Raw genomic sequence first — 23864 nt, forward strand, 5'->3', positions numbered from 1 at the left:
TTTAGGTATGAATGACGTAAAGATGCTGCATGGCTGGTTGCCGAAAATAATCCATCAAACCTATCGGGATCATCAGCTGCCCTCCTGGTATGAGCAGAACATTGCGCGTATCAGGGAGTTATGCCCTGGCTGGGAGTATCGTTTTTATGACAACCAGGACATTCAAAATTATATTTCCCGCAATTTTCCCGATTATTTGGGGTATTACAATCGCATCGACAAAGCGTATGGCGCAGCCAGGGCCGATTTTTTTCGATATCTGGTGTTATACAATGAAGGCGGCGTCTATCTTGATATAAAAAGCAGCATCACAAAACCATTGGATGAAGTGCTGCCCCGCGACGCGGTCTATCTGTTGTCCCATTGGCAAAACGGTCCCGGGGAAAAATATGAAGACTGTGGCTTGTTTCCGGCGCTGCAAAAGGAACCGGAACCCTGGCCCGATCGAGGGGAATTCCAGCAATGGTTTATCGTGGCACCACCCCGGCATCCTTTTTTGCAACGGACCATCGAACGGGTGTGTGAAAATATAGACAAGTATCGATATTTTACCGGAGCAACAGGTGGCATGGGCGTGCTTAGACTGACGGGACCCATTGCCTATACACGCGCGATTCTGTCATTGATGGATACCGTTGAGCACTCGATTGTCGATGCGGAAACGGATTTGGGGTTTCGTTATACCATTTTGCCCGGCATGAAATCACATAGAGCCTGCTCCGGGTACAAACATTATTCCAAACAAAAAATTCCAATTGTAAAGCCAGAAGGAGCGATGATCATCTTTGGCTTTCTCGGCCGCCCCCTTGCCTGTGTGACCTCGACATTCAAAAGAATCCGGAAGAGCATCACCAAGCGCGCAAACAAATTGATCAACAAAAGTGGGACGATGTTCAGGCTTCCGAACTGGCATTGATAAAACCGGATAACAGCGGATTTTAACCCCAAAGGCTTTCACCACAGAGACACAGAGGACACAGAGAACATCACAGAGCCAACCTCTGCCTCTCCTCTGTGCTCTCTGTGCCTCTAGCGAGAGAATCGAGCGGGTGGTGAAGGTTTGTGATTAAAATCCGCGAAAATCCGCGCGCATCAGATTTGATCCGCGTTCTATTCAGGCCCCAGTCCTGCAAACCAAGATTTTCGCGTCCCGCGTGCCGCAAACCGCGTCCCGGAATTTAAAACCAATAGAACACGGATTGCCAAAACTTTCACCACAGAGCCACAGAGGACACAGAGAACATCACAGAGCCAACCTCTGCCGTTGTCTCTCCTCTGTGCTCTCTGTGCCTCTAGCGAGAGAATCGAGCGGGTGGTGAAGGTTTTTGTCAAAGGACAATCATGGCCGGGGCTCATGGCCGGGGTATGACCAAGGTAACTCCTTGATTCCCCAGCGAAAACCTTGAAAATCATCGCCAAAAACAGGTTTAAAAGCCCATTTTCGGGGTTAAAATTGCGGGTCTAAGATGTTCTTTTTTTTCATGCACTTTGCGCAATGATCTTTTCAATGGGAATGGGGGGGATAAGCAAGGTCTTGCGCTTGAGGCCCGTCCGGCCAGGTTGGGGGAGGCAAGGCAGCCAAAGAATCAATCCTTTACCCGCCTTCCCGCCGTTTTGTATACCGATAGATTTTCCCGCTTACCCACTGCTACGACGATAACTACCACCCGGTTGTCGTCCACCTGGTAAACCAGCCGGTAACCGGCATTTTTCAGCTTGATCTTGTAGCAGTCAGGTATCCCCTTAAGTCTGGCAGCTTCGACATGAGGTCTGCCGAGGCGTTCCGCCAGCTTTTTCTTGAATTGCTCCCGGATTCCACCATCCAGTTTTTTCCATTCCTTCAGAGCGGATCCTTTGAATTCAAGGCTATAACTCATCGAGCGATACCGGGATTGTGGATTCCTTTTCCCGCTCTTTGACCAGGCGGGAGAGTTCATAATCCTCGAGCTGCTCCATAAGGGCCTCAAAGGCTTTGGCAGGTACGAGGTATGCGCTGGGTTTGTTGTGATTCAAAATTGCGACCGGCGTGCCCTCGGCTTCGTTGATGATCCGGGAAGGGTTCTTTTTCAGATCGCTGATGCTGACTGATGCACGGGCATAAAGACGTTCCATATCGACCTCATTTGTGTGCGAAATATAGTGCTAAATATAGACTATTTTTTAGAGATTGGCAAGCTTGAAACTGGGGCAACCATTCTTAAAAAACTAACTTTAAGTAAAGGACCGTGGGGTTCATCTCGTCAATGACTGTTTGTTGTCTATGCTTGTTTCATTTCTGTAATCCATGTGATATCCTGCATACAGTGAATACGGACATTTTAAAGGAGCATTCCATGGCTACGTCTATACGCTTAGATCCAGAAGTAGAAGAGAGGTTGAATTTTCTCGCAACCCAGACTGGGCGAACCAAGGCCTTTTATCTTCGTGAACTCATTACCCGAGGGATGGAGGACCTTGAGGATTACTACCTGGCGGCCGATGTTCTAGAAAGAGTCCGCAAGGGCGAGGAAGAGGTTCTTTCGTCCTCCGATGTAAGGAGATCCCTTGAGCTGGACGATTGAATACACCAGAACAGCTGAAACCCAGCTTCGGAAACTGGACAGGCCGGTCGCAAGACATATCCTTAATTATATGGATGACAAAATAGCGCCCCTTGAAAATCCACGGACTCGTGGGAAGGCTCTATCCGGCCCCCTTGGGGAACTGTGGAGATATCGGATTGGAGACTATCGAGTGCTCTGCGAAATTCAGGATAGCATTATGCGGATTCTGGTCGTAGAAGCAGGCCACCGAAGGCAAATATACAAGTAGCTGAGTTGTTGAACTTTTAAGATCCTGGTGGGACGGTGTTTATTTGTCAATTTCAGATGTGTAACATATTGATTTTACATTATGCGAACCTTTGGACGCTGATTTGCACCGAAAGAGCATGCTTTCGGTTCAACGTAAAAAGTGATATTTACAGGGATACATGGGATGCAAGGGATAGGGCCAAGTCAAAATCGACAGGCTGGTGAATGTTTGTGCTGGAAGCGAGAAAAAATCTGACTCTTCTGATTCCAGATTCAATGATAATCTTCTTCGCGTTGATGCCGTACGGTCAGAATGGTTACTGTCTCAGCGTTCTCAATTTCGAAGAGGAGGACATAGCCTTTTGATCCAAACGGGATGATCATTTCTCTCAATAGCGGATCTTCTGTTGACGCTTTTCTGCAGGTAAAAGGAAAATCCTTGAGGAATTCAGTCCCTTTTTGAATGGCTGTGAGGGCTTTGCGGGCGGCGGCAATATCTTGCTTGATGAGAAAACTATAAAGGCGCACGAGGTCATCTTTTGCGGCCTGGGTGTAGCGGAGCTGGTACCTCATTTGGCGTTCTGCTGTTCTGCATGAGTCAGCATGTTCTCTAGTTCATCAAGGACTGTCTCCGCAGAATGAAATACCCCTGTTTGTTTTGCCTCGTCTCTTGCTGCCAGACCCCGTACCAGAAATTCTTGTTGGGCTTTTCGATGCAGGATCCCTGCACGGAGAGATTCTACCATGAAGCTGGAGAGGGTTTCACCTTCATGTAATATTTTTTCTGCGGCTTGGCGAAGCTCTGGCTCGACCCTTATGGCTGGAATTGTTGAAGTTTTCATCTTGGATCTCCTTGAGGTGCATTTGTAATTCATTTTAGCCTAAGTCGTCTCTGTAGGCAATGGCTAAAAGGGAAACTGAAGGTTTCAGACCTACGTGGTGTTATCAACGCGAAGGCATGTGCGAAGAAGGAGGTAGGGCAAGGGTTAGGCGACCGAATTTGGTGAGTATTCTGTTGCCGGCGAAAAAGAATTTGACTCGGAATATAAGAGAATGCAAAAATTTAAACAGATGGATATAGGAGATGTTTTTCTAAATTGAGGAGATGGATAATGCCCACTGCCAAGGAATTGGTCCAGGAGATTGAAAAACTTTCCCCCGCTGAACGGGTGCGGCTTATCGATAAGGTTGTTCGCGATACCATAAGACCCGATGTTGAAATTGAGGGCGTATGGGTGAAAGAGGTGGAGGCGCGTTGGAAGGCGTTTGAAAGTGGTGAAATTGCGACGGTATCTTATGAATTCGTGATGGATAAGTACCGAAATCAACGATGAAAATCTTTTTCCTTCCTCCGGCACAAGCCGAACTTGATGATGCTTTTTCCTGGTATGAAGAGCAAGCTGTCGGACTCGGCTACGAGTTTCTCAATGAGCTTGATCTATCCCTTCGACTGGTTGCGACCTTCCCTGAATTTCAAACTCAAGTGATCAAGAAAATCAGGCGCTGCCTGGTCAACCGATTCCCCTATGGCATTTACTACGGTTTAAAGGATGATACCATCGTCGTGATAGCCGTTGCCCACCTGAAGAGGAAGCCTTCCTACTGGATAACAAGAATGATGGAGTAGACAGTCTGGGACCCCGGATGGGACGTAGGTGATTTGTTGATTAATCGATGGGATGCGTATTCCGGACGAATCCGGCCACGGTTCCGACGGGAAAGCGTCCACCGTTCCGACACGAATCCGGCCACCATTCCGATTCGATTCCGGCCACCATTCCGGAGCAATCCGGCCAGTGTGATTTGAGAGTGTAGTCGCGGGGTAACTCCACGGGTATCCTGCCGTCCTTGATTTTTTCAAAGGAGGGCATGATGCCGAGAGAAAGAGTTGCCATGCGAAAAATACGTGAGATCCTGCGCCTGGTCTGGGGTTGTAACCAGAGCCGGCGCGATACGGCCAAAGCCTGCGGTGTCGGCAAGAGCACCGTGAACGATACGATCAACAGGGCCATTGCCGCCGGGCTGTCCTGGCCGGTGGCGATGGATGACGAAACCCTTGAAAAGCGCCTCTATCCCCCTCTTCGGCCTCCCTCATCCCGGAAACTGCGTCAGCCCGACTGGCAGGCCTTGCATGATGAACTGACCGGCCACAAACACCTCACCCTCATGCTGCTGTGGCAGGAGTACAAAGAGGGCGAACCTTCCGGTTACCAGTACAGCCAGTTTTGCGAACTCTATCGTCAGTGGCGCAAGAAGCTGGACCGCTCCATGCGCCAGGAGCACCGCGCCGGCGATAAGTTTTTCGTCGACTACAGCGGGTCGACCCTGCCCATTGTGGATGCCTCAACGGGGGAGATCAGGGAATCCCAAGTCTTCGTCGGGGTCATGGGCAACAGCAACCTGACCTTCGCCGAGGTAACTTGGACCCAAGGTTTGCCCGACTGGATCGGCTCCCACGTCCGGGCCTTTAGCTATCTCGGCGCCGTTCCCCATTGCGTGGTTCCGGACAACCTGCGCTCCGGGGTCACCAAGGCCTGCCGCTACGAGCCGGACCTCAATCCCAGCTACGCCGAATGTGCCGACCATTACAGCACCGCCATCATCCCCGCTCGCGTTCGCCGTCCCAAGGACAAGGCCAAGGTCGAAGGGGGTGTGCTGATCGCCCAGCGCTTTATCCTGGCCGGGCTTCGTCATCGTACCTTCTTCAGTCTGGCTGCGGCCAACGCCGCCATCCGGCAGCGGCTGGAATTGCTGAACAACCGCCCCTTCCGCAAACTCCCCGGCAGTCGGCGCAGCCGTTTCGAAGAGTTCGACCGGCCGGCGATGCTGCCGCTGCCCGAGACCCCGTACCAACTCTCCCTCTGGATCAAAGCCCGGGTCCATATCGATTACCATGTCGAGGTGGACCACCATTTCTACAGCGTTCCCCATCGTCTGGTGGGCGAGCAACTGGATGTCCGTTCCACCGCGACCACGGTCGAATGCCTGCACAAGGGGAACCGGGTGGCTTCTCATGTCCGTTCGTTTCTTGCGGGCAAGCACACCACCTTGCCGGAACACATGCCCAAGGCCCACCGGGAATACGCCGAGTGGACGCCGCAGCGCATCGTGGCCTGGGCGGCCCAGACCGGAGCGGCCACGGCCGCCGTCGTGGAGCAGATCCTCTCGCGCAAGGCCTACCCCGAGCACGGATTCCGCTCCTGCATGGAACCCCTGAGGGGACGTAGGTGACTTGTTGACTAATCGTTGTGAGGCAAATAATCAATCATTGGTAAATAATAAATAAAGAAATTTACTTACCGCAGGGTATCAGGTACTCTGCAGTCACTCAGAGCACTCCCGAGGGTAAACGCTGGTTCTTGCAAACTATAGCACTGGGTGATATGCTATGTCATGCATAATACTAAAAACCCGACACTTCCATCGCTGGGCAAGGAAAGCGGGATTGTCGGATAGGGCTTTATTTCATGCTGTTATCGAGATGAGCAATGGACTGATTGATGCCGACCTTGGCGGGGGTGTTGTGAAGAAGCGAATCGCTTTGCCAGGGCAGGGGAAGCGTGGCAGCACGAGGACGTTGTTGGCAACTAATCGTGACGATAGATGGATATTCGTATTCGGTTTTGAGAAACATGATCGGGCGAATGTTGCCGTGAAGGAACTGGAAGCGTTAAAATTGCTCGCCGGGGATCTGCTGGCATTAAATGCAGCACAGATCTCTGAAGCGCTCGATAGCGGGAATCTCCTGGAGGTAAGCGATGAAGCATGTGAAAGCTGAAAAGAGCCGAATTCTTGAAGCGGTGCATGAGACCGCCCTGGATCTGTATGGCCTGGGCTTTATCGATAAACGAGCATTGCGGCGCTATGATGCACTCTGTCTGGAGCCGATTCCTCCATATTCCGCGGATGAGATACGTTCACTGCGGGAACGGTACCGGATCAGCCAGGCGGTGCTGGCTTCAATTCTCAATACCAGTCTCTCTACCGTACAGAAGTGGGAGATCGGCGAAAAACACCCTAGCGGTTCATCGCTAAAACTGCTTAACCTTCTGGATCGTAAGGGGCTTGATACCTTGATGTGATCCATAAGGTCAGGAACCCCGGAGGGGACGTAGGTGACTTGTTGACTTAACTGTCCATCTCAACACGTCCGCAAGTTTGGTGTTCAGCGACAACGGCGGTTTGCAGGGAAGCCGGGTTGGGGGCCAGCGAGTATTATTGTTTTGCCTGAGCTGGAAATGGAGAATTGCTCCTGGTGGCAAAAGGATTGCAACGAAGGCGGCAGGGGATAAACCTTCTTTCTGGTCCAGGGTTGTCTTTCCTTAGGGTCTGTGATACTTTTAATCGTACTATTATCCGTACCATGAAGGGATTTGTAGAGGGCTGGGTTATGAAAGCGATTACGGCAAATGAATTGAAGACCAGGGGTGTTGCATCCATCGATGCAGCCTTAAAAGATCAGGATGAAGCTTTCATCTCGGTACGTGGAAAGGATTGCTACGTAGTGATGGATGTGGAAACCTATAACAGGCTTCGGGTTTGTGAACTGGAGGCCGCCCTTTATCAGGCCAGACAAGAGATTGCCGATGGAAAGGCGGTGGAGGAAAGTGTAGAGGAACACATTGAGCGAATCAAGAAGCTTTGATCATGAGTTTTCGGATTCTTTACACCCCTTCCTATAACAAGCGGGCCTCCCGTTTCCTGAAAAGGCATCCTGACCTTCTTCCTCAATACGAAAAAACCCTCAAGCTTTTGGAGTTGAACCCTTACCACCCGTCCTTGCGATTGCATCGGCTCAAAGGCCCTTTGAGTGAACTTCATTCTGTGTCCATCAATATCGGGTATCGAATAACCCTTGAGTTGGTCATACAGGATCAGTGCATTATTCTCCTCGATGTTGGCAGCCACGATGAAGTATACCGCTAACATGTGTAGACCGTAGTAGGGACGCTCTTAAAAAAGAACCCCGGAGGGGACGTAGGTGACTTGTTGACTTAACTGTCCATCTCAACACGTCCGCAAGTTTGGTGTTCAGCGACAACGGCGGTTTGCAGGGAAGCCGGGTTGGGGGCCAGCGAGTATTATGAGCGGGTGGGGGGGGGCGTGACTGAATAGACCACTCGTTGTCAGGATGCTTTCTCCAGACGGTCCGCAATCCATAATTTGATGATTGCCTGGCGCGGCACACCAAGTCGCTTGGCCTCTCGATCAAGAGACTGAATCATCCAGAGCGGGAAATCGACATTGACCCGTTTTTGCTCATATTCAGGACGGCGTGCGTTATCCAGGTCCAGATCCGAGGTGATATCTTCGCCATCGTCGAATTTTTTGTCGAAATCACAAGCTTTTGTTTTCATAAAGGGCGACCTCTTCCGGGCGGGAACGCCGGATGGAAATGATACGGATGACGTTCCGGCGGTAAGTGATGACTCCTGACCAATATTTGCCATCGATTTTACCGAGAATTAAGAAGCGGGGCTCATCGATGGTTCGAGCGGGGATTTCCAGCAGATCCGGATCGGCCCAGAGTGCTTGAGCTTCGTCGAAATCGATGCCGTGTTTGGCCTTATTGGAAGCACTTTTTTGAGGGTCGAATTTGAATCTCATGGTATAAAAAATATACCTTTATGGTATGAGGATGTCAAGATTATCGGGGACCCCAGAGGGGACGTAGGTGATTTGGGACCCCAGAGGGGACGTAGGTGATTTGTTGACTAACTGTTCATCTCAACATGATGGCCAGTTGGTTCACACCGACAGCGGCGGTCTGCTGGAGGAAAAACGTCGCCCCAACCTCTACCAGCAAAAGCTGGAATCAGGGGGAATCTTTCATTCGCTAACTCGCCAGGGGCAATTCTCCATTTCCAGCTGAGGCAAATAAAGGAATGGGTGTTGGCGTTGTGATTAACCTATGGGATTCAATATCTTGATTTTGAGTTATTGCGATTTTCAAACTCGTGCTATAAAAAGCTTATAGGGTACTTGTTTGAAAAGTGGGAGCCGCAAAACTCCTATTTCTTTCAGATTTGACCCACATGCCGATCTCTTGCCAGGCGGGAACAGCTTGGATGGATACGGTTTCCGAAAGGAATATGCCATGCAACGAGAGCAGGTCATCCAGATTCTTTCACAACATATGGAAGAAATCCGTCAAAAATTTGATGTTCAATCGCTGTCTCTTTTTGGTTCGGTTGCCAGAGGAGAATCCAGACCGGATAGCGATCTCGATATACTTGTTACCTACAGTCAAGTTCCTGGGTTGTTTAAGTACTTGGATTTAAAAGAGTATCTCGAAGACTTGTTTCACCAACCGGTCGATCTGGTGACCATGAAGGCCCTTAAAAAGCAACTTCGCGATGAAATCCTTGGGGAGGCTGTTCATGTCCACTAGGGGGTGGAGGTTTCGGATTGAGGACATTCTGGAGGCAATTACTCGTATTCAGGAATATTCCGCCGGCCTTGATTATCCTAATTGGCAACAGGACCAAAAAACCGTTGATGCGGTTATACGTAATTTTGAGATTATTGGAGAAGCAGCCAATCATGTGCCTTTCGAGGTTCAAGAACGTTTCCGAAAAATTCCCTGGGCGAAGATGAGAGGCATTAGAAATGTTTTGATTCACGAGTACTTTGGCGTGGACGCAGAAGTTGTTTGGCGGACAATTCAGGATGATTTGCCAGGCTTGAAAATGCTTTTGATGGAGATTGACAAAGACTGAACCAAGGCTCTCTAAGTGAAGATATCTGGCAGCTTCGACATGAGGTCTGCCGAGGCGTTCCGCCAGCTTTTTCTTGAATTGCTCCCGGATTCCACCATCCAGTTTTTTCCATTCCTTCAGAGCGGATCCTTTGAATTCAAGGCTATAGCTCATCGAGCGATACCGGGATTGTGGATTCCTTTTCCCGCTCTTTGACCAGGCGGGAGAGTTCATAATCCTCAAGCTGTTCCATAAGGGACCCCGGAGGGGACGTAGGTGACTTGTTGACTTACCACGGCAGAATGTTGGACGAACACCCATGGCAAGAGTTTGCATTAACATTCAGACTCCCACCCGGTATTTCGTGGCTCTGCCAAGTGAATAATTGACAAGGTGGAGCACAAGTGGCACACTGACGAAAAAGGAGATTTGCCATGCCTGCAAAAAACCCAAGAGTCAACGTAGTCCTTGAAAAACCCCTCTATAATGCCCTCCATGACCTCGCCGAAGACGAAGGTGTCTCCATGTCCATGTTGATGCGGGACCTGGTAAGGGAGGCCCTCGAAATCCGGGAAGATCGAGCACTGGCCGATTTAGCCGCCGAACGGGAAAATGGTTTTGACCGCCGTAAGGCTGTAAGCCATGAAGATGTCTGGGGGTAGGGTGGCATTTTCGGTCATCTATCATCCCGATGTCAAAGGGCGAGACATCCCTAAGATAAACGGCGATGTCCGGGTGCGGATCAAAAAAGCGATCGAAACCCGACTCATGGTTGCCCCTCAAGAATATGGTGAACCATTGCGAAAGACCCTTAAGGGCTACTGGAAACTCAGGGTCGGGGATTGCCGCATTGTATTCAAGATTGACGGCGACGAAATTCTTATCCTCGGAATCTGCCATCGCAAGGGAGTTTATCCGCTGATGGAAAGCCGACAGTGAAAAAACCGTTTTTATGAGGCTGCGGGGTCAGGTCTTGCAATGCCACTTTTCACGCTAAACTACCGATGGAAAGAGAGGGGAAAGTTACGGCTCGTCCCTTACGCATTGAATTCCCTGGGGCTGTTTATCACCTTATCTCGCGTGGTAACGCCCGGCAGGGAATCTTTGAAGACGACAAAGACCGCGAGGTTTTCCTTAAATTCCTCAGTAAGGTCGTTCGAAAATATCGCTGGCTTTGTCCGTAGGTGATTTGTTGATTAATCGTGTGGTAACAGAGGCTGGAGAGGGGTAGGATGGTCCATTGTCTCTTAAACTCTTACGGCTCGCTGTATCAAAACCTGTTCAACATCCCTGCGGCCATCGATACAGGCCAATATGTGAACGGCGTTGTCCAGCACTTTATATATAATCCGATAAGGACCGTTGGTGATTTCTTGGATGTCCTGGATCCCCATCGGTGCCAGTTCCGGCAATGCGTGGCCGCGGTCCGGGAAGTTTTTGAGCTGTCGAGCGGCTTTTTCCAGTTTTTTTACCAAATCCCTGGCTCTTTCCTTGCCATCTCTGAGGGCCACATATCGATAGAGCTCAAAAAGATCGGAAAGGAAATCGGGGGCAAGCACAACCTGGTAGGTTTTCATTCCTTTTTTTCCTCATGGTCAATTTTTTTCCAGAGCTCTTCAAATCCCTCATCCAAAGTTTTTCCGCGACCTTCCCGGAGGCTGCGCTCGCTTTGCGCCAGCAGCTGCATGAGCGCAATGGTGTCTTTAAGGCGTTCATATTCACGGATGCCCATGATCACGGCTTTCGCTTCGCCATTTTGAGTAATAACCAGGGCGTTGCCATCCTGGTTGAGATGGTCCAAAACCTCAGCCGAATGGGCCTTGAAATAAGTAATCGGTTTAACGGATTCGCTCAGTTTCATCGCTGGAGCCTCCAAGTTTCTAACTGAATTCAGTTTAAATTAAGTTCGGCCAGAAGGCAAGACATGGCGCAACTCCTTGGATCCCTAAAACCTTTTTACACCCTGAACATGACGCGGATAACGTGTTGATGCACGCATCTTCGCGGATTCAAAGCGTTAAACCAGGGCTTGTGGTTAGGGATCCCGGAGGGCGGGCGCTGGGACTTGTGGATTATACATTTTGACTTTAATAAGAGGATGAGAAATTTTTGGCTGAAGCAATCTGCAGGATCAGTCTGTCGAGATAGGTGGTCACGGTGTCCCAGATGATTGTCAGGTCCAACTCGTAATAGCCGTGTGCCATGCGGTTTCGGATTCCGCGCATTTCGCGCCAGGGAATATCTGGATGGGCGGCGACAAAATCCGGATATTCGTTGATGATTTGGGTGGCTGCTTCGCCAATAATCATGATGTTGTATATGACCGCTGGTTGCGTTTTCCTGTCGTCCAGAAAAGTGCGCCTGGTCATGTCCCGGACGTACCCGGTTGCCAAGGTCGCTGCTTGTTCTATGTGATCGAGGTAATCCTCTACCGACAGATGTCGTTTCTTCGCGATCATATCTCTTTCGCTTCGTGAAGAACCTTGTCCCGAAACTTGGCCGGTAAATCCCCAGGGGTTAAAAGGTCAACCGGAACGCCAAGAATCTCTTCAAGGTCAACCTGGAGGCCTCCTAATTCGAAAAGGGTCGTGCCGGGCAACGTATCAACTAGCAGGTCGAGATCGCTTCCTTCTGTGTCTGTGCCCGCGAGAACAGAGCCAAAGATACGGGCATTGAATGCCTTTCGGGCACGGACAGCTTTTTTAACTTCCTCGCGGTGTATTTTGAGGGCGTATGATGGTTTCATGTGGGTCCTTGATACAAGGCAATTTTGCTATTTACGTTGTTTTTCTTAATATATGACAACATGCTACAGTCGTCAATGAATCAAGTAATACAATAGATGCCAGGACCCCAGAGGGGACGTAGGTGACTTGTTGACTTACCACAGCAGAATGTTGGACGAACACCCATGGCAAGAGTTTGCATTAACATTCAGGCTCCCACTCGGCATTTCGTGATTCTACCAGGTGAATATTTGATAAGGTGGAGCACAAGTGGCACACTGACGAAAAAGGAGATTTGCCGTGCCTGCAAAAAACCCAAGAGTCAACGTAGTCCTTGAAAAACCCCTCTATAATGCCCTCCATGACCTCGCCGAAGACGAAGGTGTCTCCATGTCCATGTTGATGCGGGACCTGGTGAGGGAGGTCCTCGAAATCCGGGAAGATCGAGCACTGGCCGATTTAGCCGCCGAACGGGAAAACGGTTTTGACCGCCGTAAGGCTGTGGGCCATGAAGATGTCTGGGGGTAGGGTGGTATTTTCGGTCATCTATCATCCCGACGTCAAAGGGCGAGATATCCCGAAGATAAACGGCGATGTCCGGGTGCGGATCAAAAAAGCGATCGAAACCCGACTCATGGTTGCCCCCCAGGAATATGGTGAACCTTTGCGAAAGACTCTCAAGAGCTACTGGAAACGCAGGGTCGGGGATTGCCGCATTGTATTCAAGATTGACGGCGACGAAATTCTTATCCTTGGAATTTGCCTTCGCAAGGCCATTTGGGGTGTCGGGATGGGCGCTATAAAAAACGGGACATCTCGTAAGAAATGTCCCGTGTCGAAGGGCGCATGATTGGCTTTCCAGAGGCATTGTGCTCTGACGATGAAAAAATCAGAAGTAGTAGTGGATACCGAAGGTGGCGCCAACGCCTTTCAGTTCGATATCGACTTCAGGGCCGCTGCTGCCATAGGGTTTGTCTTCGTAGAAGTAATGCTTGTAGCCAACGTCGAAGTTGAAGCCCAGTTCGGGAATTTCCTGGAAATGGAACTCGCTACCGATAAAGACGCCGAATCCGTAGATTTCATCCTTGTAGTCGATCAGATCGCCATCGAGCTCGAACTGCCCGATGCTGCCTTGAGCACCAATGTAGAATTTGCTGTATTCGCGAACGATGGGCGCATACATCAGCTTGATTTCGCCAACGTACAGATCGGCTTCCTCATGCTCGTTATAGTCGTAGTCGACCTCAAAATCCACGCCGCCATAGAAGAAGTTGCCTTCGATACCGAAACGATCCTGGTACCAGGCGCGGGCTGAAATGCCGTTGAGGAATTCTCCGGCCCACATGGCTTGATAACCGGCGCCAACTTTCCAGTCGGAAGCCTGGTCAGCGGCCAGGGCAGGACTGCACAGTAACAGGGCGGCCAGAATGGCCGTGGAAATACTTGTACAAACGCTGTTGATTTTCATAAAACCCCCTTTAATTGAATACGGAAATCTTGCATGCCGCAGGATGATTCCGCCGGTCATCAGTCTGACCGGATAGCCTTGGCACCAATTTCATGCCGCCTTCATAAAAAATTTAGGGAAAACATGTCAGATTACAACTGTTTTCCCCTAGAACATTTCAAGTCTGACAACTCTAAGTTTTTATTTGTTAAAAGTCAACCATTCCGTTTGTTTTTATTCACGAAAAAACGATAGGATTTAATCCGCGAAAATCCGCGCGCATCAGATTTGATCCGCGTTCCATTCAGGCCCCAGTCCTGCAAAGCAAGATTTTCGCGTCCCGCGTCCCGGAATTTAAAACCAATAGAACACGGATTGCCAAAACTCTCACCACAGAGCCACAGAGGACACAGAGAACATCACAGAGTCAACCTCTGCCCTTTGCCTCTCCTCTGTGCTCTCTGTGCCTCTAGCGAGAGAATCGAGCGGGTGGTGAAGGTTTGTGATTAAAATCCGCGTAAATCCGTGCGCATCAGATTTGATCCGCGTTCCATTCAGGCCCCAGTCCTGCGAACCAAGATTTTCGCGTCCCGCGTCCCGCAAACCGCGTCCCGGAATTTAAAACCAATAGAACACGGATTGCCAAAACTTTCACCACAGAGCCACAGAGGACACAGAGAACATCACAGAGCCAACCTCTGCCCTTTGCCTCTCCTCTGTGCTCTCTGTGCCTCTAGCGAGAGAATCGAGCGGGTGGTGAAGGTTTGTGATTAAAATCCGCGTAAATCCGAGCGCATCAGATTTGATCCGCGTTCCATTCAGGCCCCAGTCCTGCGAACCAAGATTTTCGCGGCCCGCGTCCCGCAAACCGCGTCCCGGAATTTAAAACCAATAGAACACGGATTGCCAAAACTTTCACCACAGAGCCACAGAGGACACAGAGAACATCACAGAGCCAACCTCTGCCTTTGCCTCTCCTCTGTGCTCTCTGTGCCTCTAGCGAGAGAATCGAGCGGGTGGTGAAGGTTTGTGATTAAAATCCGCGAAAATCCGCGCGCATCAGATTTGATCCGCGTTCCATTCAGGCCCCAGTCCTGCAAACCAAGATTTTCGCGTCCCGCGTCCCGCAAACCGCGTCCCGGAATTTCTCCGTCTTCTCTGCGTCCCCTGGCGAATGCAATGAGCGGGCTGTGAAGGCTTATGATTAAAATCCGCGCAAATCCGTGCGCATCGTGTGTTCTGTGCATATAACCATGCTGCGCACGAATATGAATTGACAATAACAATGAGTTTGTGTTTATAATCCGCCCAAGTTTCCAGCGACGCTCTTTTCGCCTCGTCCTTCGCTTCTCATGATATGCAAGCCGATCCCGGCTTTGCATACAACCTGGTTTTCAGGGGAATCCTTCCACTGCAAACCAGCTCATCGCCAATTTCACCATGTCTTTTCAGCTCCTTCACCATGGCGCCGTTGACGGCGTGACCGGGTCCTGCCACGAGTTGCGGCTGCAGGAAGGTCCCGGCATCCTCGTCGATTGCGGGATGTTTCAAGGGCAGGAGTGCTCTTCCGGCGGGGCCTGCGAAGAGCATCCGGGCATCGAGTTTGCCGTCGGGCATATCCGCGCGCTGGTGGTGACCCACGTGCATCTGGATCACGTCGGGCGCATCCCTTACCTGATGGCGGCGGGGTTTGCAGGGCCGATTCTGTGCAGCGAACCGTCAGCCCTGCTGCTTCCGCTGGTGCTGGAGGATGCGGTCAAAACCGGCATCACGCGGGATGCGGGCTTGCTGCAAAGCTTTTTGACACGGTTGCAAGCCTTGATCGTGCCTCTGCCTTACGGAAAGTGGCGGGACATTGACACCGGCACCACCACCACCCTGTCCGTCAAGTTGCAGCCCGCCGGGCATATCCTTGGGTCGGCCTATGTTCTCGCCAGGGTGAAGACAGGTGCACGGAGCCAGGTCTTGGGTGCTGAGGAGATACCCGGGGGAAACCACCCTCCGGGCTCATCCATGGCGCCAACCACCGGTATGCCATCCCTGATCTGCTTCTCCGGCGATCTGGGCGCGCCCCATGCGCCACTGCTGCCGGCGCCAAGACCGCCCTGGCGGGCCGATGTGCTGGTGCTGGAGAGCACCTACGGCGATCGCCTGCACGAGGGCCGGCGCACCCGACGGGTTCGGTTGCAGGGGATTATCGAAACCGCGCTGCGGGATCGTGGGGTGGTGCTGATTCCGGCTTTCAGCATTGGGCGCACCCAGGAGCTGCTGTACGAAATCGAGGACATCATTCATCGCAATCGCGAGCGCTTCGCCGCGCAAGGCCTGACCTGGGAGGATCTGGAGATCATTGTCGATTCGCCGTTGGCGCTGCGCTATACGCAGGTCTACCGTCAGTTGCAGAACTTCTGGGATCAGGAAGCGCAGCGCCGGGTGAGGGCGGGGCGGCATCCGCTCTCCTTCGAGCAGATGACAGTCATCGACCGGCATGAGGATCATCTGGCCGCTGTCGATTATCTGCAGCGCAAGGCCCGTCCCTGCGTGGTTATCGCCGCTTCGGGCATGTGCAGCGGCGGCAGGATTGTCAATTATTTGAAAGCCCTGCTGGGCGACCCCCGCACCGATGTGGTGTTTGTCGGGTATCAGGCGCAGGGCACCCCCGGCCGGGACATCCAGACCTGGGGGCCGCGGGGCGGATATGTTTTTCTGGAAGGAAACCGCTACGATATACGCGCTCGCATCCATACCCTGACGGGGTATTCAGCGCATGCGGACCGCAGCAATCTGGTTAATTTTGTCAAAGGTATGCGTCGGCGTCCCGTGGAGGTACGTCTTGTGCATGGGGACAGGCAGGCGCGGCAAGTCCTGGCGGCGGAGCTGCGCAAGGTGTTGAGGCCGGCTATCGGTCGCATTGTCGAACATTGCTGAATTTTATTAGAAAGCTTGAAAAAAATTTGTTTTGATCTACTGTAGTGTCCATCCTGAAACGCCGGATGGACACTATATGTGTTCTGATTTTGCATTAAATATTTTTATGGCATGTGGAGGCATATAAAATGGGTTGGCTGCATCAACTCTATATTTTCATGACGGCCCTGTTCATGGCGCTCATCATGGTGCCGGCACTGCGCCGCTGGGCAATCGAGAAACGCCAGTTCGACGTTCCCAACGGGCGCAAGGTGCATGTAAGGCCCAAGCCGCGTCTCGGCGGGGTGGCGATCTTTATCGCGTTTCTCTTCGCGATGCTGGTTTTCGATGACATCGCCCGGCCCGTCAAGGGGATCCTGGCCGGCTCGCTGATCATGTTTGCCACCGGTCTGGTGGATGATCTGTACGGCATCTCGCCGAAGAAGAAGTTTCTCGGCGAAATTTTCGCCTGCCTGGTCACGATCTTTGTCGGAAACCTGCATATTGCGCATCTCGGCAACCTTTTCGGCACCGGGTCGGTGGAGCTGCCGCTGTGGCTGGGGGTGCCTTTTACGGTATTCGCCATTGTCGGTGTGGTCAATGCCCTCAACCTTCTCGACGGTCTCGATGGCCTGGCCGGCGGTTTCGCGGCCGTGGCGCTGGGCGCTTTTCTGCTGTTGGGATTCAATGACGGCAACCTGGCGGTGATGTCCCTGTGCGCGGCGCTGGTCGGCGGCATTTTTGGATTTTTGCGTTATAACGCCTATCCGGCGCGGATTTTCATGGGGGACGCAGGCAGCCTGACGGTCGGGTTTCTGCTGGGTTTTCTGGCGGTCAGCCTGACCCAGGGGCCGGGGGCGACGGTGAAGCCGGTCATTCCCTTTATCATCCTCGGTCTGCCGATTATCGATACGGTGCGGGTCATGAGCGAACGCATCCTGCGGCGCGGCAACCCCTTCGCGCCCGACCGCACGCATGTCCACCACCGTTTTCTGGACCTTGGCTTTCATCACCGTTTTACGGTGCTGGTGATTCATGGCCTGACCCTGTTCTGGGCCGTGGTGGCGCTGCTGTGCCGTGATTTTCCCGCTTATTGGCTGCTTTTCGGTTACATTGTTCTGAGCGTACTTTTTTATGCCGGCCTGCGGTTGTCCCTCAAATTCAGGGACAAGCTGCCGCTGCTCAGTCGGGACTCGGACCGCAGTCTTCGCGAGTCTCAGGTTTTCCAAACCCTGGCGCGGTGGAACCACCATGTCGAGCCGGTTCTGGCGGGGCTGATGCTGATGTTTTTTGCCTGGACGGCTCTCAGTCCCCTGGATATCAGCAACCAGGTGTTTCGCATCTCTCTTGCGCTGCTGCTGGTCAGTTGCGTCGCGTTTTTCCTGTCTCGGGATCTGCGCAATCCTTTTCTGATGGCGCTGCTTTTCATGTCCGGCATGGTGATCGCTTTTCAAAGCGAACAGCTTGCGCTGTCTGGCAGTGACGGTTTTCTGTCGCAGGCGGCGTTTCGCAATGTGCTGTTTGCGGTTGGCGGGCTGCTGGTGTTTTACAAGTTCGCGTTCCGCAATGGCGAAAAGGTGCTGCATCATCCTTCCCTGGATTTTCTGCTGTTTGCCATGTCCCTGTCCCTGGCGATCCTGTCCCCGGAATTGAAACTGGCCTACCGTCTTCAGGAAGTGATTCTCAAGGGCATGGTGTTGTTTATCTCCTTCAAGATTCTGGCCGTACATTCGCGCTATATGCTGCGCTGGGTGTTCTGGGGGATTCATGGGTTGCTGCTTACTTTTGTGTTGCGGGGGATGTGAGGGGGAGGTTGGGGGCTGTAAGCTGAGTGCTGAGTGCTGAGTGCTGAACCTTTTAGTTCAACTTCGCCGGTCCCGGCCGGCAGCCGGCATACTTTCTTTACTCGTCTAAAGAAAGTATGGAAAGAAAGGACGTAGGGTCGGCTATCGCCATTATGATAGGCTCCGGCTCTATGGGCGCTGGCTTTTGGCACCGGCGCTGCCCGTTTGGTGGGGTTGCGCTGCGTAGGGCTTTTGCGTATCGGTAGTGCGTCGCCAGTTTTTCAGTTAAGCTGTTGCAGAAACCGGTGCTGCTAGATTGGTTTACGGCAAACCTGGTTTGCCGTCCATTTCCCCTTGTGACGCCGCCGGAGTGCAGGGGCCGACGGGCGAAACAGGCGGAAATCTGAGCGTGAGCGAATCATTTCCGCCCGCCCGGCGGGTGCTGCACGGAGGGAACCCGCCGCAGGCGGGCCAGGAGCCGGGGTGCCCTTTTTCTGTTTACTCTTTTTGGGCAAGCAAAAAGAGTAAAGCGCCGGGCGGGGGCGCCACCCCGCGGTATTGAAGTTAAAGGTTGAGGACTGATAGCTGCGAGCTGCGAGCTGCGAGCTGCGAGCTCAGGTCAAAACCTTTTACTTCAACTTCGCCGGTCCCGGCCGGCAGCCGGCATACTTTCTTTACTCGTCTAAAGAAAGTATGGAAAGAAAGGACAGTAGGGTCGGCTATCGCCATTATGATAGGCTCCGATGCCAAGGGCGCTGCCTTCTTGCGCTGTCGCTGCCTGTTTGTCGGGGTTGCGCTGCGTAGGGCTTTTGCGTGACCGTATCGCGTCGCCGGTTTTGGTGGCAGGCTGTTGCAGAAACCGGCGCTGCGTGATTGGGTTACGGCAAACCCGGTTTGCCGTTATGCCGTTTCTTCCCCCTTGTGACGCCGCCGGAGTGCGGTGGCCGACGGGCGAAACAGGCGGAAATCTGAGCGTTAGCGAATCATTTCCGCCCGCCCGGCGGGTGCTGCGCGGAGGGAACCTGCCGCAGGCGGGCCAGGAGCCGGGGTGCCCTTTTTCTGTTTACTCTTTTTGGGCAAGCAAAAAGAGTAAAGCGCCGGGCGGGGGCGCCACCCCGCGGTATTGAAGTTAAAGGTTGAGGGCTGAGGACTGCAAGCTGATAGCTGCGAGCTGAAAGCTGTAAGCTGCGAGCTGAGGTCAAATGTTTTTACTTCAACTTCGCCGGTCCCGGCCGGCAGCCGGCATACTTTCTTTACTCGTCTAAAGAAAGTATGGAAAGAAAGGACGCAGGGTCGGCTATCGCCATTATGATAGGCTCTGGCTCCAAGGGCGCTGCCTTTTGGCACCGGCGCTGCCTGTTTGTCGGGGTTGCTCTGCGTAGGGCTTTTGCGTGACCGTATTGCGTCGCCGGTTTTGGTGGCAGGCTGTTGCAGAAACCGGCGCTGCTAGATTGGTTTACGGCAAACCTGGTTTGCCGTCTTTTGCCCCTTGTGACGCCGCCGGAGTGCGGTGGCCGACGGGCGAAAAAGGCGGAAATCTGAGCGTAGCGAATCATTTCCGCCCGCCCGGCGGGTACTGCGCGGAGGGAACCCGCCGCAGGCGGGCCAGGAGCCGGGGTGCCCTTTTTCTGTTTACTCTTTTTGGGCAAGCAAAAAGAGTAAAGCGCCGGGCGGGGGCGCCACCCCGCGGTATTGAAGTTAAAGGTTGAGAACTGAGAACTGAGAACTGAAAGCTGATAGCTGCAAACTGCAAGCTGAGGTCAAAACCTTTTACTTCAACTTCGCCGGTCCCGGCCGGCAGCCGGCATACTTTCTTTACTCGTCTAAAGAAAGTATGGAAAGAAAGGACGCAGGGTCGGCTATCGCCATTATGATAGGCTCCGGCTCCAAGGGCGCTGCCTTTTGGCACCGGCGCTGAGAATCCATACCGGTTGCGCTGCGTAGGGCTTTTGCGTGACCGTGTTGCGTCGCCAGTTTTGCTGGCAGGCTGTTGCAGAAACCGGCGCTGCGAGATTGATTTAAAACGGCGCAGCCGTTTTATCCCCCCTTGTGACGCTGCCGGAGGGCAGTGACCGACGGGCCAGGAGCTGGGATGGTACGATTCATATTCATAGGTAACACTTCGGTTCAGGTACATGGGTAACACTTTTGTCAGCGGCGCTGCGATTCCATAACGATTGCGCTGCGTAGGGCTTTTGCGTATCGGTTGCGCGTCGCCAGTTTTTCAATTGGGCTGTTGCAGAAACCGGCGCTGCGAGATTGATTTAAAACGGCGCAGCCGTTTTATCCCCCTTGTGACGCCGCCCCGCGGTATTGAAGTTAAGGGTTAAGGACTGAGGACTGCAAGCTGGGGGCTGTAAGCTGAAACCTGAGGGCTGGGGCAAAAAGAAAAAACATGGGTCAGAAAAATCCGAATTTTTTTGTTGCATTGGGTTTGGCCATTTGCTATAAGTTGTCTCGCTTCAAGCCGAAGTGGTGGAATTGGTAGACACGCTAGGTTCAGGGTCTAGTGGCCGTAGGGCCGTGGGAGTTCGAGTCTCCCCTTCGGCACCAACAAATGATGAAAGCCCGCAATCGTAAACGGTTGCGGGCTTTTTGCTGTTATGTGCTGGCAGATTCAGCACAGCGGCGCCTCCGGGCAGCTCTCGCACAGGGACAACTCCCGGGGCAGTCGGCCATCGTCGAGTTGCTGTGCCGCATCGCGCAATGCGGTGCGCAGGCCTTCTTCGAGGGTAGGATGGTAGAAAGGCATGGTCAGCAGGTCCGTGACGGTGAGTTTACGGTGGATGGCCAGGGCCAGCAGTTGGGCGAGATGTTCGGCGCCCGGCACGATCATTTCCGCGCCGAGCAGGCGGCCATCGAGTTTGTCCACATATACATGCAGAAGGCCGCTGTTGCGCTGTTCGGCGATAGCGCGGGACTGTTCGGTGAAATCGGCCCGCCCGATGACGATGGCGGCGGCATCGAGCTTATCGATGGTTTGTCCCACCGCCGCCACCTGGGGGTCGCAGAATACGATTTTGAGCGGTGTGCGGCGCTGGAACGGGCCGATGGCGCTCGCGGTGGCATTGACGCCGGCGATGTATCCTTCATCCTGGGCTTCGTGCAGGATCGGCAGGCATCCGTTGGCATCTCCGGCGATGAATATTGGCAGGTCGGCCACCTGCATGGTGTGCGGGTTGAAGGGCGGCAGGCCGCGCTTGTCCAGCTCGATGCCTAGGTTCTCCAGTCCGAGGCCGGCGGTGTTGGGGGTTACGCCCAGCGCTGCGAGGATCGCATCGACCTCGATCTCCTTGCTGCCGTTGCGGATACGCAGGCCGTCAGCGGTGGGGGAGATGTGGGCTTCCGCGCCGGTGTAAAGCGGAAATTCCCGGCTCAGGGCGGCGATTGCCACATCATTTACCTCAGAATCGCGGATGCCGCAAATGTGCGGATTGCGGCCAAATCCCCATACCTGGATCCCCATGCGGGCCATGGCCTGGCCCAGCTCTATACCGATCAGTCCCAGCCCGATCACCGCAAGGCGCCGTGGCAGATCCTGCTGCTCGAAAAAGCTGTCGGTGGTCAGAATGCGTTCCCGGAAGCCTTGCCATGGTTCGGGCACGGTCGGCCGCGAGCCCACCGCCAGGATGACCCGGGAACAGGCCATTTCGCTGTCGCCGACCCGCACCCGGCCGGGCCCGAGCAGGCGCGCCGATGCTTTTATCAGGCGTTCACCGGCGAGCCTGCGGGTCGCTTCGAGCATGCCGGTGGCAAAACCGTCGCGCAATTTCCGCACATGGGCCAGCACGGCGGGGATGTTGCAGGCCGGCGCTTTGCCGTCGACCAGTCCGGCTTTTGCCAGCCTGGCCGCCCCATGCAGATTGCCGGCGACCTTGATCAGCGCCTTGGAAGGCATGCATCCGACCCGCGCGCAGGTCGTGCCCAGGGGACCGTGGTCGATGAGCAGGTAGTTGTCGGTCGTTTTGCGGATCTGGCGTAGCGCCGCCAGCCCGGCGCTGCCCGCTCCGATAATGATGACGTCGACTTTTTTTGCCATGGGACCTCCTTGTCGATCGGATGTGTGCAGACCCCCGGCGGGCCTGCTTTGATACTATACCTGCTTAATTCCGGAACTCACCGGTTTGGAAAACCCCGCACGCTTTGTAAAATTGAATACAGATACAGGAGAATGCAAAGAGCGGGGGGCTCCTTATGGCGATGCAGATCTGGCAGCAGTTCGGCATTTCTCTCGGCCTCGGGCTTCTGGTCGGGTTGCAGCGGGAATGGGCGGAACCGGAAGCTGCGGGGATTCGCAGCTTTGCGCTGATCAGCGTATTGGGCACGGCCTGTGCCCATCTGGCGGAACGCTTCGGGGGTTGGGTGCTGGCCGCCGGGGTGGTGGCGCTGGGCGGCGTGATGATCGCTGCCAATTTTTCGCGGGCCGGTGCCCGGGATCCCCGGCCGGGTCCAACCACCGAGGTCGCGGCGCTGGTCATGTTTGCCGTCGGCGCCCTGCTGCAGAACGGCATGGTGGCCGAATCCGTTGCCATCGGCGGTGGCGTGGCGCTGCTGCTGCACTGGAAAAAGCCCTTGCACGGTTTTGTGGAGCGTATCGGTGCGACGGATATCCGCGCCGTGTTTCGCATGGTGCTTATCGCCCTGGTGGTGCTGCCGCTGCTGCCGGACAGGTCTTTTGGCCCTTATGCGGTGCTCAATCCTTTCCGCATCTGGCTGATGGTAGTGCTGATCGTGGGCATCAGCATCGCCGGCTACCTGACCTCTCGCTATATCGGCGCAAAGCCCGGGGCGATTCTCGCCGGTGTCCTCGGCGGTTTGATCTCCAGTACCGCCGCCACCGCAAGCTATGCCCGCATGTCCAGAACCGCGCCTGCGACTTCGCCGACGGCGACCCTGGTCATCATGATTGCTTCGACCATCGTGTTCGCCCGCGTGGCCTTTGAAGTGGCGGTTGTGGCACCGGGCATTTTCTGGAAAATATTCCCCCAATTCGGGTTGATGGGAGCCTGGATGGCGCTGATCGCCACGGTGGCCTGTTACCGACAGCGCCAGAAACAGGATCGCGCCCCGGTTCCGAAAGATCCGTCGAATCTCGGTGCCGCCGTGATTTTCGGCGGGTTGTATGCGCTGGTGTTGCTGGCCGTGGCTGCCGCCAGGCAGCATCTGGGCGAGGGGGGCCTCTACCTGGTGGCGTCCCTGTCGGGACTGACCGATATGGACGCCATCACCCTGTCCACCGCCCAGTTGATAACCGCGGGCCGACTGGGTGTCGATACCGGCTGGCGCATGATGATGATCGGCGCGCTCTCCAATATCCTGTTCAAGGCGGGAGTTGTCGCTCTCATGGGCAGCCGGCGCCTGCTCGGCAGGATTGCGGCGCTGTTCGGATTGTCTCTGGCCGGCGGCATCCTGCTGCTCTGGTTCTGGCCCTGAGCGACGCTGCCAGCGGCCGGTCAGAATCGGCTTGAAGGGTCGTCTCAAACCTCCTATACTCAGCGTCCCGCCTTTTT

At 53.8% G+C, this 23864-nt stretch carries 32 protein-coding genes, 1 tRNA gene and 1 pseudogene; 20 read left to right on the forward strand and 14 right to left on the reverse strand.

From position 1 onward, the window contains the following. Positions 1-7 precede the first annotated feature (7 nt). Positions 8-916: a glycosyltransferase family 32 protein gene (locus tag A6070_RS06285; protein ID WP_072287531.1), complete on the forward strand. Its 909-nt coding sequence runs from the start codon at positions 8-10 to the stop codon at positions 914-916. A gap of 670 nt (positions 917-1586) precedes the next feature. On the opposite strand, the gene A6070_RS06290 is transcribed toward A6070_RS06285, so the two are convergent. Both A6070_RS06290 and A6070_RS06295 read right to left on the reverse strand, forming a co-directional pair. Then, positions 1587-1877 (reverse strand): type II toxin-antitoxin system RelE family toxin, encoded by a 291-nt coding sequence (locus A6070_RS06290; protein ID WP_072287532.1) that lies wholly within the window; start codon positions 1875-1877, stop codon positions 1587-1589. Further along, positions 1867-2112 carry a type II toxin-antitoxin system Phd/YefM family antitoxin gene (locus tag A6070_RS06295; RefSeq protein ID WP_072287533.1) on the reverse strand — a complete coding sequence of 82 codons (246 nt, stop codon included), beginning with the start codon at positions 2110-2112 and terminating at the stop codon, positions 1867-1869. The genes A6070_RS06290 and A6070_RS06295 overlap by 11 nt, the downstream gene beginning before the upstream one ends. Positions 2113-2333: 221 nt before the next feature. Here A6070_RS06295 and relB point away from each other — a divergent pair, with 221 nt between their 5' ends. Together relB and A6070_RS06305 are read left to right on the forward strand one after the other, a co-directional pair. Then, positions 2334-2561 carry a type II toxin-antitoxin system RelB family antitoxin gene (gene relB / locus A6070_RS06300; RefSeq protein WP_072287534.1) on the forward strand — a complete coding sequence of 76 codons (228 nt, stop codon included), beginning with the start codon at positions 2334-2336 and terminating at the stop codon, positions 2559-2561. Then, positions 2545-2811 (forward strand): type II toxin-antitoxin system RelE family toxin, encoded by a 267-nt coding sequence (locus A6070_RS06305; protein WP_072287535.1) that lies wholly within the window; start codon positions 2545-2547, stop codon positions 2809-2811. Before relB ends, A6070_RS06305 begins: the two co-directional genes overlap by 17 nt. A gap of 254 nt (positions 2812-3065) precedes the next feature. Here the strand turns inward: A6070_RS06305 and A6070_RS06310 are convergent, their stop codons facing one another. Further along, complete coding sequence (locus A6070_RS06310) at positions 3066-3365, reverse strand: type II toxin-antitoxin system RelE/ParE family toxin (RefSeq protein WP_072287536.1); 300 nt, start codon at positions 3363-3365, stop codon at positions 3066-3068. Continuing rightward, positions 3362-3634 (reverse strand): YlcI/YnfO family protein, encoded by a 273-nt coding sequence (locus tag A6070_RS06315; protein ID WP_072287537.1) that lies wholly within the window; start codon positions 3632-3634, stop codon positions 3362-3364. The genes A6070_RS06310 and A6070_RS06315 overlap by 4 nt, the downstream gene beginning before the upstream one ends. Positions 3635-3904: 270 nt before the next feature. Here A6070_RS06315 and A6070_RS06320 point away from each other — a divergent pair, with 270 nt between their 5' ends. Both A6070_RS06320 and A6070_RS06325 read left to right on the forward strand, forming a co-directional pair. After that, a complete protein-coding gene (locus A6070_RS06320; RefSeq protein WP_072287538.1) occupies positions 3905-4126 on the forward strand; it encodes an addiction module protein in 222 nt (73 codons plus the stop codon). After that, entirely contained in the window at positions 4123-4419 is a 297-nt protein-coding gene (locus tag A6070_RS06325; RefSeq protein WP_072287539.1) for a type II toxin-antitoxin system RelE/ParE family toxin, read from the forward strand. Before A6070_RS06320 ends, A6070_RS06325 begins: the two co-directional genes overlap by 4 nt. A 40-nt stretch (positions 4420-4459) precedes the next feature. Here the strand turns inward: A6070_RS06325 and A6070_RS15695 are convergent, their stop codons facing one another. Beyond that, positions 4460-4687: a hypothetical protein gene (locus A6070_RS15695; RefSeq protein ID WP_072287540.1), complete on the reverse strand. Its 228-nt coding sequence runs from the start codon at positions 4685-4687 to the stop codon at positions 4460-4462. On the opposite strand from A6070_RS15695, the gene istA reads away from it, so the two are divergent. The 5 genes from istA (at position 4686) to A6070_RS16695 (ending at position 7718) form a co-directional block, all read left to right on the forward strand. Next, positions 4686-6023, forward strand: a complete 1338-nt coding sequence (gene istA, locus A6070_RS06335; RefSeq protein ID WP_235605423.1) for an IS21 family transposase — start codon at positions 4686-4688, stop codon at positions 6021-6023. The genes A6070_RS15695 and istA overlap by 2 nt on opposite strands. Before the next feature lie 157 nt (positions 6024-6180). Beyond that, positions 6181-6570 carry a type II toxin-antitoxin system RelE/ParE family toxin gene (locus tag A6070_RS06340; protein WP_072287541.1) on the forward strand — a complete coding sequence of 130 codons (390 nt, stop codon included), beginning with the start codon at positions 6181-6183 and terminating at the stop codon, positions 6568-6570. Then, positions 6551-6874: a helix-turn-helix domain-containing protein gene (locus A6070_RS06345; protein WP_072287542.1), complete on the forward strand. Its 324-nt coding sequence runs from the start codon at positions 6551-6553 to the stop codon at positions 6872-6874. Before A6070_RS06340 ends, A6070_RS06345 begins: the two co-directional genes overlap by 20 nt. A gap of 173 nt (positions 6875-7047) precedes the next feature. Next, a complete protein-coding gene (locus A6070_RS06350; RefSeq protein ID WP_235605425.1) occupies positions 7048-7437 on the forward strand; it encodes a type II toxin-antitoxin system Phd/YefM family antitoxin in 390 nt (129 codons plus the stop codon). 2 nt (positions 7438-7439) lie between these two features. Next, positions 7440-7718: a type II toxin-antitoxin system RelE/ParE family toxin gene (locus tag A6070_RS16695; protein WP_072287543.1), complete on the forward strand. Its 279-nt coding sequence runs from the start codon at positions 7440-7442 to the stop codon at positions 7716-7718. Positions 7719-7918: 200 nt separating this feature from the next. Here A6070_RS16695 and brnA read toward each other — a convergent pair whose 3' ends face one another. After that, a complete protein-coding gene (brnA, locus tag A6070_RS06360) occupies positions 7919-8149 on the reverse strand; it encodes a type II toxin-antitoxin system BrnA family antitoxin (RefSeq protein WP_072287544.1) in 231 nt (76 codons plus the stop codon). Next, positions 8130-8399, reverse strand: a complete 270-nt coding sequence (locus A6070_RS06365) for a BrnT family toxin (protein WP_072287545.1) — start codon at positions 8397-8399, stop codon at positions 8130-8132. The genes brnA and A6070_RS06365 overlap by 20 nt, the downstream gene beginning before the upstream one ends. 490 nt (positions 8400-8889) lie before the next feature. Between A6070_RS06365 and A6070_RS06370 the strand changes: the two genes are divergently transcribed. After that, entirely contained in the window at positions 8890-9183 is a 294-nt protein-coding gene (locus tag A6070_RS06370) for a nucleotidyltransferase family protein (protein ID WP_072287546.1), read from the forward strand. Then, entirely contained in the window at positions 9173-9511 is a 339-nt protein-coding gene (locus A6070_RS06375) for a HepT-like ribonuclease domain-containing protein (RefSeq protein WP_072287547.1), read from the forward strand. Before A6070_RS06370 ends, A6070_RS06375 begins: the two co-directional genes overlap by 11 nt. A gap of 24 nt (positions 9512-9535) precedes the next feature. On the opposite strand, the pseudogene A6070_RS16700 reads toward A6070_RS06375, so the two are convergent. After that, positions 9536-9664: pseudogene (locus A6070_RS16700) on the reverse strand (type II toxin-antitoxin system RelE family toxin); the annotation flags it as partial. Positions 9665-9924: 260 nt separating this feature from the next. Here A6070_RS16700 and A6070_RS06385 point away from each other — a divergent pair. Beyond that, on the forward strand, positions 9925-10152 hold the full coding sequence (locus A6070_RS06385; RefSeq protein ID WP_072287548.1) for a ribbon-helix-helix domain-containing protein: 228 nt from the start codon (positions 9925-9927) through the stop codon (positions 10150-10152). A 1-nt stretch (position 10153) separates the two neighbouring features. Continuing rightward, positions 10154-10429 carry a type II toxin-antitoxin system RelE family toxin gene (locus tag A6070_RS06390; RefSeq protein ID WP_235605426.1) on the forward strand — a complete coding sequence of 92 codons (276 nt, stop codon included), beginning with the start codon at positions 10154-10156 and terminating at the stop codon, positions 10427-10429. Between the two features lie 308 nt (positions 10430-10737). Here A6070_RS06390 and A6070_RS06395 read toward each other — a convergent pair whose 3' ends face one another. The 4 genes from A6070_RS06395 to A6070_RS06410 all read right to left on the reverse strand — a co-directional run bounded on the left by A6070_RS06395 (position 10738) and on the right by A6070_RS06410 (position 12236). Beyond that, a complete protein-coding gene (locus A6070_RS06395) occupies positions 10738-11067 on the reverse strand; it encodes a type II toxin-antitoxin system RelE/ParE family toxin (protein ID WP_072287549.1) in 330 nt (109 codons plus the stop codon). Further along, positions 11064-11351, reverse strand: a complete 288-nt coding sequence (locus tag A6070_RS06400) for a type II toxin-antitoxin system Phd/YefM family antitoxin (protein WP_072287550.1) — start codon at positions 11349-11351, stop codon at positions 11064-11066. The genes A6070_RS06395 and A6070_RS06400 overlap by 4 nt, the downstream gene beginning before the upstream one ends. A gap of 226 nt (positions 11352-11577) precedes the next feature. Continuing rightward, positions 11578-11949 carry a HepT-like ribonuclease domain-containing protein gene (locus A6070_RS06405; protein WP_083558790.1) on the reverse strand — a complete coding sequence of 124 codons (372 nt, stop codon included), beginning with the start codon at positions 11947-11949 and terminating at the stop codon, positions 11578-11580. Beyond that, entirely contained in the window at positions 11946-12236 is a 291-nt protein-coding gene (locus A6070_RS06410; RefSeq protein ID WP_072287551.1) for a nucleotidyltransferase family protein, read from the reverse strand. The genes A6070_RS06405 and A6070_RS06410 overlap by 4 nt, the downstream gene beginning before the upstream one ends. Before the next feature lie 280 nt (positions 12237-12516). On the opposite strand from A6070_RS06410, the gene A6070_RS06415 reads away from it, so the two are divergent. Next, the gene (locus A6070_RS06415) at positions 12517-12744 is read left to right on the forward strand and encodes a ribbon-helix-helix domain-containing protein (RefSeq protein WP_072287552.1); all 228 of its coding nucleotides are present in this window, start codon (positions 12517-12519) and stop codon (positions 12742-12744) included. A 1-nt stretch (position 12745) separates the two neighbouring features. Next, complete coding sequence (locus A6070_RS06420) at positions 12746-13066, forward strand: type II toxin-antitoxin system RelE family toxin (protein ID WP_235605427.1); 321 nt, start codon at positions 12746-12748, stop codon at positions 13064-13066. Positions 13067-13105: 39 nt separating this feature from the next. Here A6070_RS06420 and A6070_RS06425 read toward each other — a convergent pair whose 3' ends face one another. Continuing rightward, positions 13106-13684, reverse strand: a complete 579-nt coding sequence (locus A6070_RS06425; protein WP_072287553.1) for a porin family protein — start codon at positions 13682-13684, stop codon at positions 13106-13108. Between the two features lie 1419 nt (positions 13685-15103). Between A6070_RS06425 and A6070_RS06430 the strand changes: the two genes are divergently transcribed. The 3 genes from A6070_RS06430 (at position 15104) to A6070_RS06440 (ending at position 20907) form a co-directional block, all read left to right on the forward strand. Next, entirely contained in the window at positions 15104-16591 is a 1488-nt protein-coding gene (locus A6070_RS06430; protein WP_072287555.1) for an MBL fold metallo-hydrolase, read from the forward strand. Between the two features lie 128 nt (positions 16592-16719). Continuing rightward, on the forward strand, positions 16720-18375 hold the full coding sequence (locus A6070_RS06435) for an MraY family glycosyltransferase (protein WP_072287556.1): 1656 nt from the start codon (positions 16720-16722) through the stop codon (positions 18373-18375). A gap of 2445 nt (positions 18376-20820) precedes the next feature. Then, positions 20821-20907, forward strand: a tRNA-Leu gene (locus A6070_RS06440). Between the two features lie 64 nt (positions 20908-20971). Here the strand turns inward: A6070_RS06440 and A6070_RS06445 are convergent. Continuing rightward, entirely contained in the window at positions 20972-22393 is a 1422-nt protein-coding gene (locus A6070_RS06445) for a dihydrolipoyl dehydrogenase (RefSeq protein WP_072287557.1), read from the reverse strand. A gap of 155 nt (positions 22394-22548) precedes the next feature. Between A6070_RS06445 and A6070_RS06450 the strand changes: the two genes are divergently transcribed. Continuing rightward, positions 22549-23787, forward strand: coding sequence for an MgtC/SapB family protein (locus tag A6070_RS06450; protein ID WP_083558791.1), 1239 nt, complete (start codon positions 22549-22551; stop codon positions 23785-23787). Positions 23788-23864 lie beyond the last annotated feature (77 nt).

The sequence above is a fragment of the Syntrophotalea acetylenica genome, from assembly GCF_001888165.1.
Taxonomy (GTDB): Bacteria; Desulfobacterota; Desulfuromonadia; order Desulfuromonadales; family Syntrophotaleaceae; genus Syntrophotalea; species Syntrophotalea acetylenica.

Coding starts and splice junctions, on each gene's coding strand:
- A6070_RS15695 (WP_072287540.1), bottom strand. CDS start 4,687: ATGGCAACTCTTTCTCTCGGCATCATGCCCTCCTTTGAAAAAATCAAG.
- A6070_RS06405 (WP_083558790.1), bottom strand. CDS start 11,949: ATGATCGCGAAGAAACGACATCTGTCGGTAGAGGATTACCTCGATCAC.
- A6070_RS06450 (WP_083558791.1), top strand. CDS start 22,549: ATGGCGATGCAGATCTGGCAGCAGTTCGGCATTTCTCTCGGCCTCGGG.
- A6070_RS06295 (WP_072287533.1), bottom strand. CDS start 2,112: ATGGAACGTCTTTATGCCCGTGCATCAGTCAGCATCAGCGATCTGAAA.
- A6070_RS06365 (WP_072287545.1), bottom strand. CDS start 8,399: ATGAGATTCAAATTCGACCCTCAAAAAAGTGCTTCCAATAAGGCCAAA.
- A6070_RS06435 (WP_072287556.1), top strand. CDS start 16,720: ATGGGTTGGCTGCATCAACTCTATATTTTCATGACGGCCCTGTTCATG.
- A6070_RS16695 (WP_072287543.1), top strand. CDS start 7,440: ATGAGTTTTCGGATTCTTTACACCCCTTCCTATAACAAGCGGGCCTCC.
- istA (WP_235605423.1), top strand. CDS start 4,686: ATGCGAAAAATACGTGAGATCCTGCGCCTGGTCTGGGGTTGTAACCAG.
- brnA (WP_072287544.1), bottom strand. CDS start 8,149: ATGAAAACAAAAGCTTGTGATTTCGACAAAAAATTCGACGATGGCGAA.
- A6070_RS06315 (WP_072287537.1), bottom strand. CDS start 3,634: ATGAAAACTTCAACAATTCCAGCCATAAGGGTCGAGCCAGAGCTTCGC.
- A6070_RS06385 (WP_072287548.1), top strand. CDS start 9,925: ATGCCTGCAAAAAACCCAAGAGTCAACGTAGTCCTTGAAAAACCCCTC.
- A6070_RS06325 (WP_072287539.1), top strand. CDS start 4,123: ATGAAAATCTTTTTCCTTCCTCCGGCACAAGCCGAACTTGATGATGCT.
- A6070_RS06285 (WP_072287531.1), top strand. CDS start 8: ATGAATGACGTAAAGATGCTGCATGGCTGGTTGCCGAAAATAATCCAT.
- A6070_RS06410 (WP_072287551.1), bottom strand. CDS start 12,236: ATGAAACCATCATACGCCCTCAAAATACACCGCGAGGAAGTTAAAAAA.
- A6070_RS06340 (WP_072287541.1), top strand. CDS start 6,181: ATGTCATGCATAATACTAAAAACCCGACACTTCCATCGCTGGGCAAGG.
- A6070_RS06320 (WP_072287538.1), top strand. CDS start 3,905: ATGCCCACTGCCAAGGAATTGGTCCAGGAGATTGAAAAACTTTCCCCC.
- A6070_RS06310 (WP_072287536.1), bottom strand. CDS start 3,365: ATGAGGTACCAGCTCCGCTACACCCAGGCCGCAAAAGATGACCTCGTG.
- relB (WP_072287534.1), top strand. CDS start 2,334: ATGGCTACGTCTATACGCTTAGATCCAGAAGTAGAAGAGAGGTTGAAT.
- A6070_RS06370 (WP_072287546.1), top strand. CDS start 8,890: ATGCAACGAGAGCAGGTCATCCAGATTCTTTCACAACATATGGAAGAA.
- A6070_RS06400 (WP_072287550.1), bottom strand. CDS start 11,351: ATGAAACTGAGCGAATCCGTTAAACCGATTACTTATTTCAAGGCCCAT.
- A6070_RS06430 (WP_072287555.1), top strand. CDS start 15,104: ATGTCTTTTCAGCTCCTTCACCATGGCGCCGTTGACGGCGTGACCGGG.
- A6070_RS06375 (WP_072287547.1), top strand. CDS start 9,173: ATGTCCACTAGGGGGTGGAGGTTTCGGATTGAGGACATTCTGGAGGCA.
- A6070_RS06395 (WP_072287549.1), bottom strand. CDS start 11,067: ATGAAAACCTACCAGGTTGTGCTTGCCCCCGATTTCCTTTCCGATCTT.
- A6070_RS06445 (WP_072287557.1), bottom strand. CDS start 22,393: ATGGCAAAAAAAGTCGACGTCATCATTATCGGAGCGGGCAGCGCCGGG.
- A6070_RS06290 (WP_072287532.1), bottom strand. CDS start 1,877: ATGAGTTATAGCCTTGAATTCAAAGGATCCGCTCTGAAGGAATGGAAA.
- A6070_RS06345 (WP_072287542.1), top strand. CDS start 6,551: ATGAAGCATGTGAAAGCTGAAAAGAGCCGAATTCTTGAAGCGGTGCAT.
- A6070_RS06425 (WP_072287553.1), bottom strand. CDS start 13,684: ATGAAAATCAACAGCGTTTGTACAAGTATTTCCACGGCCATTCTGGCC.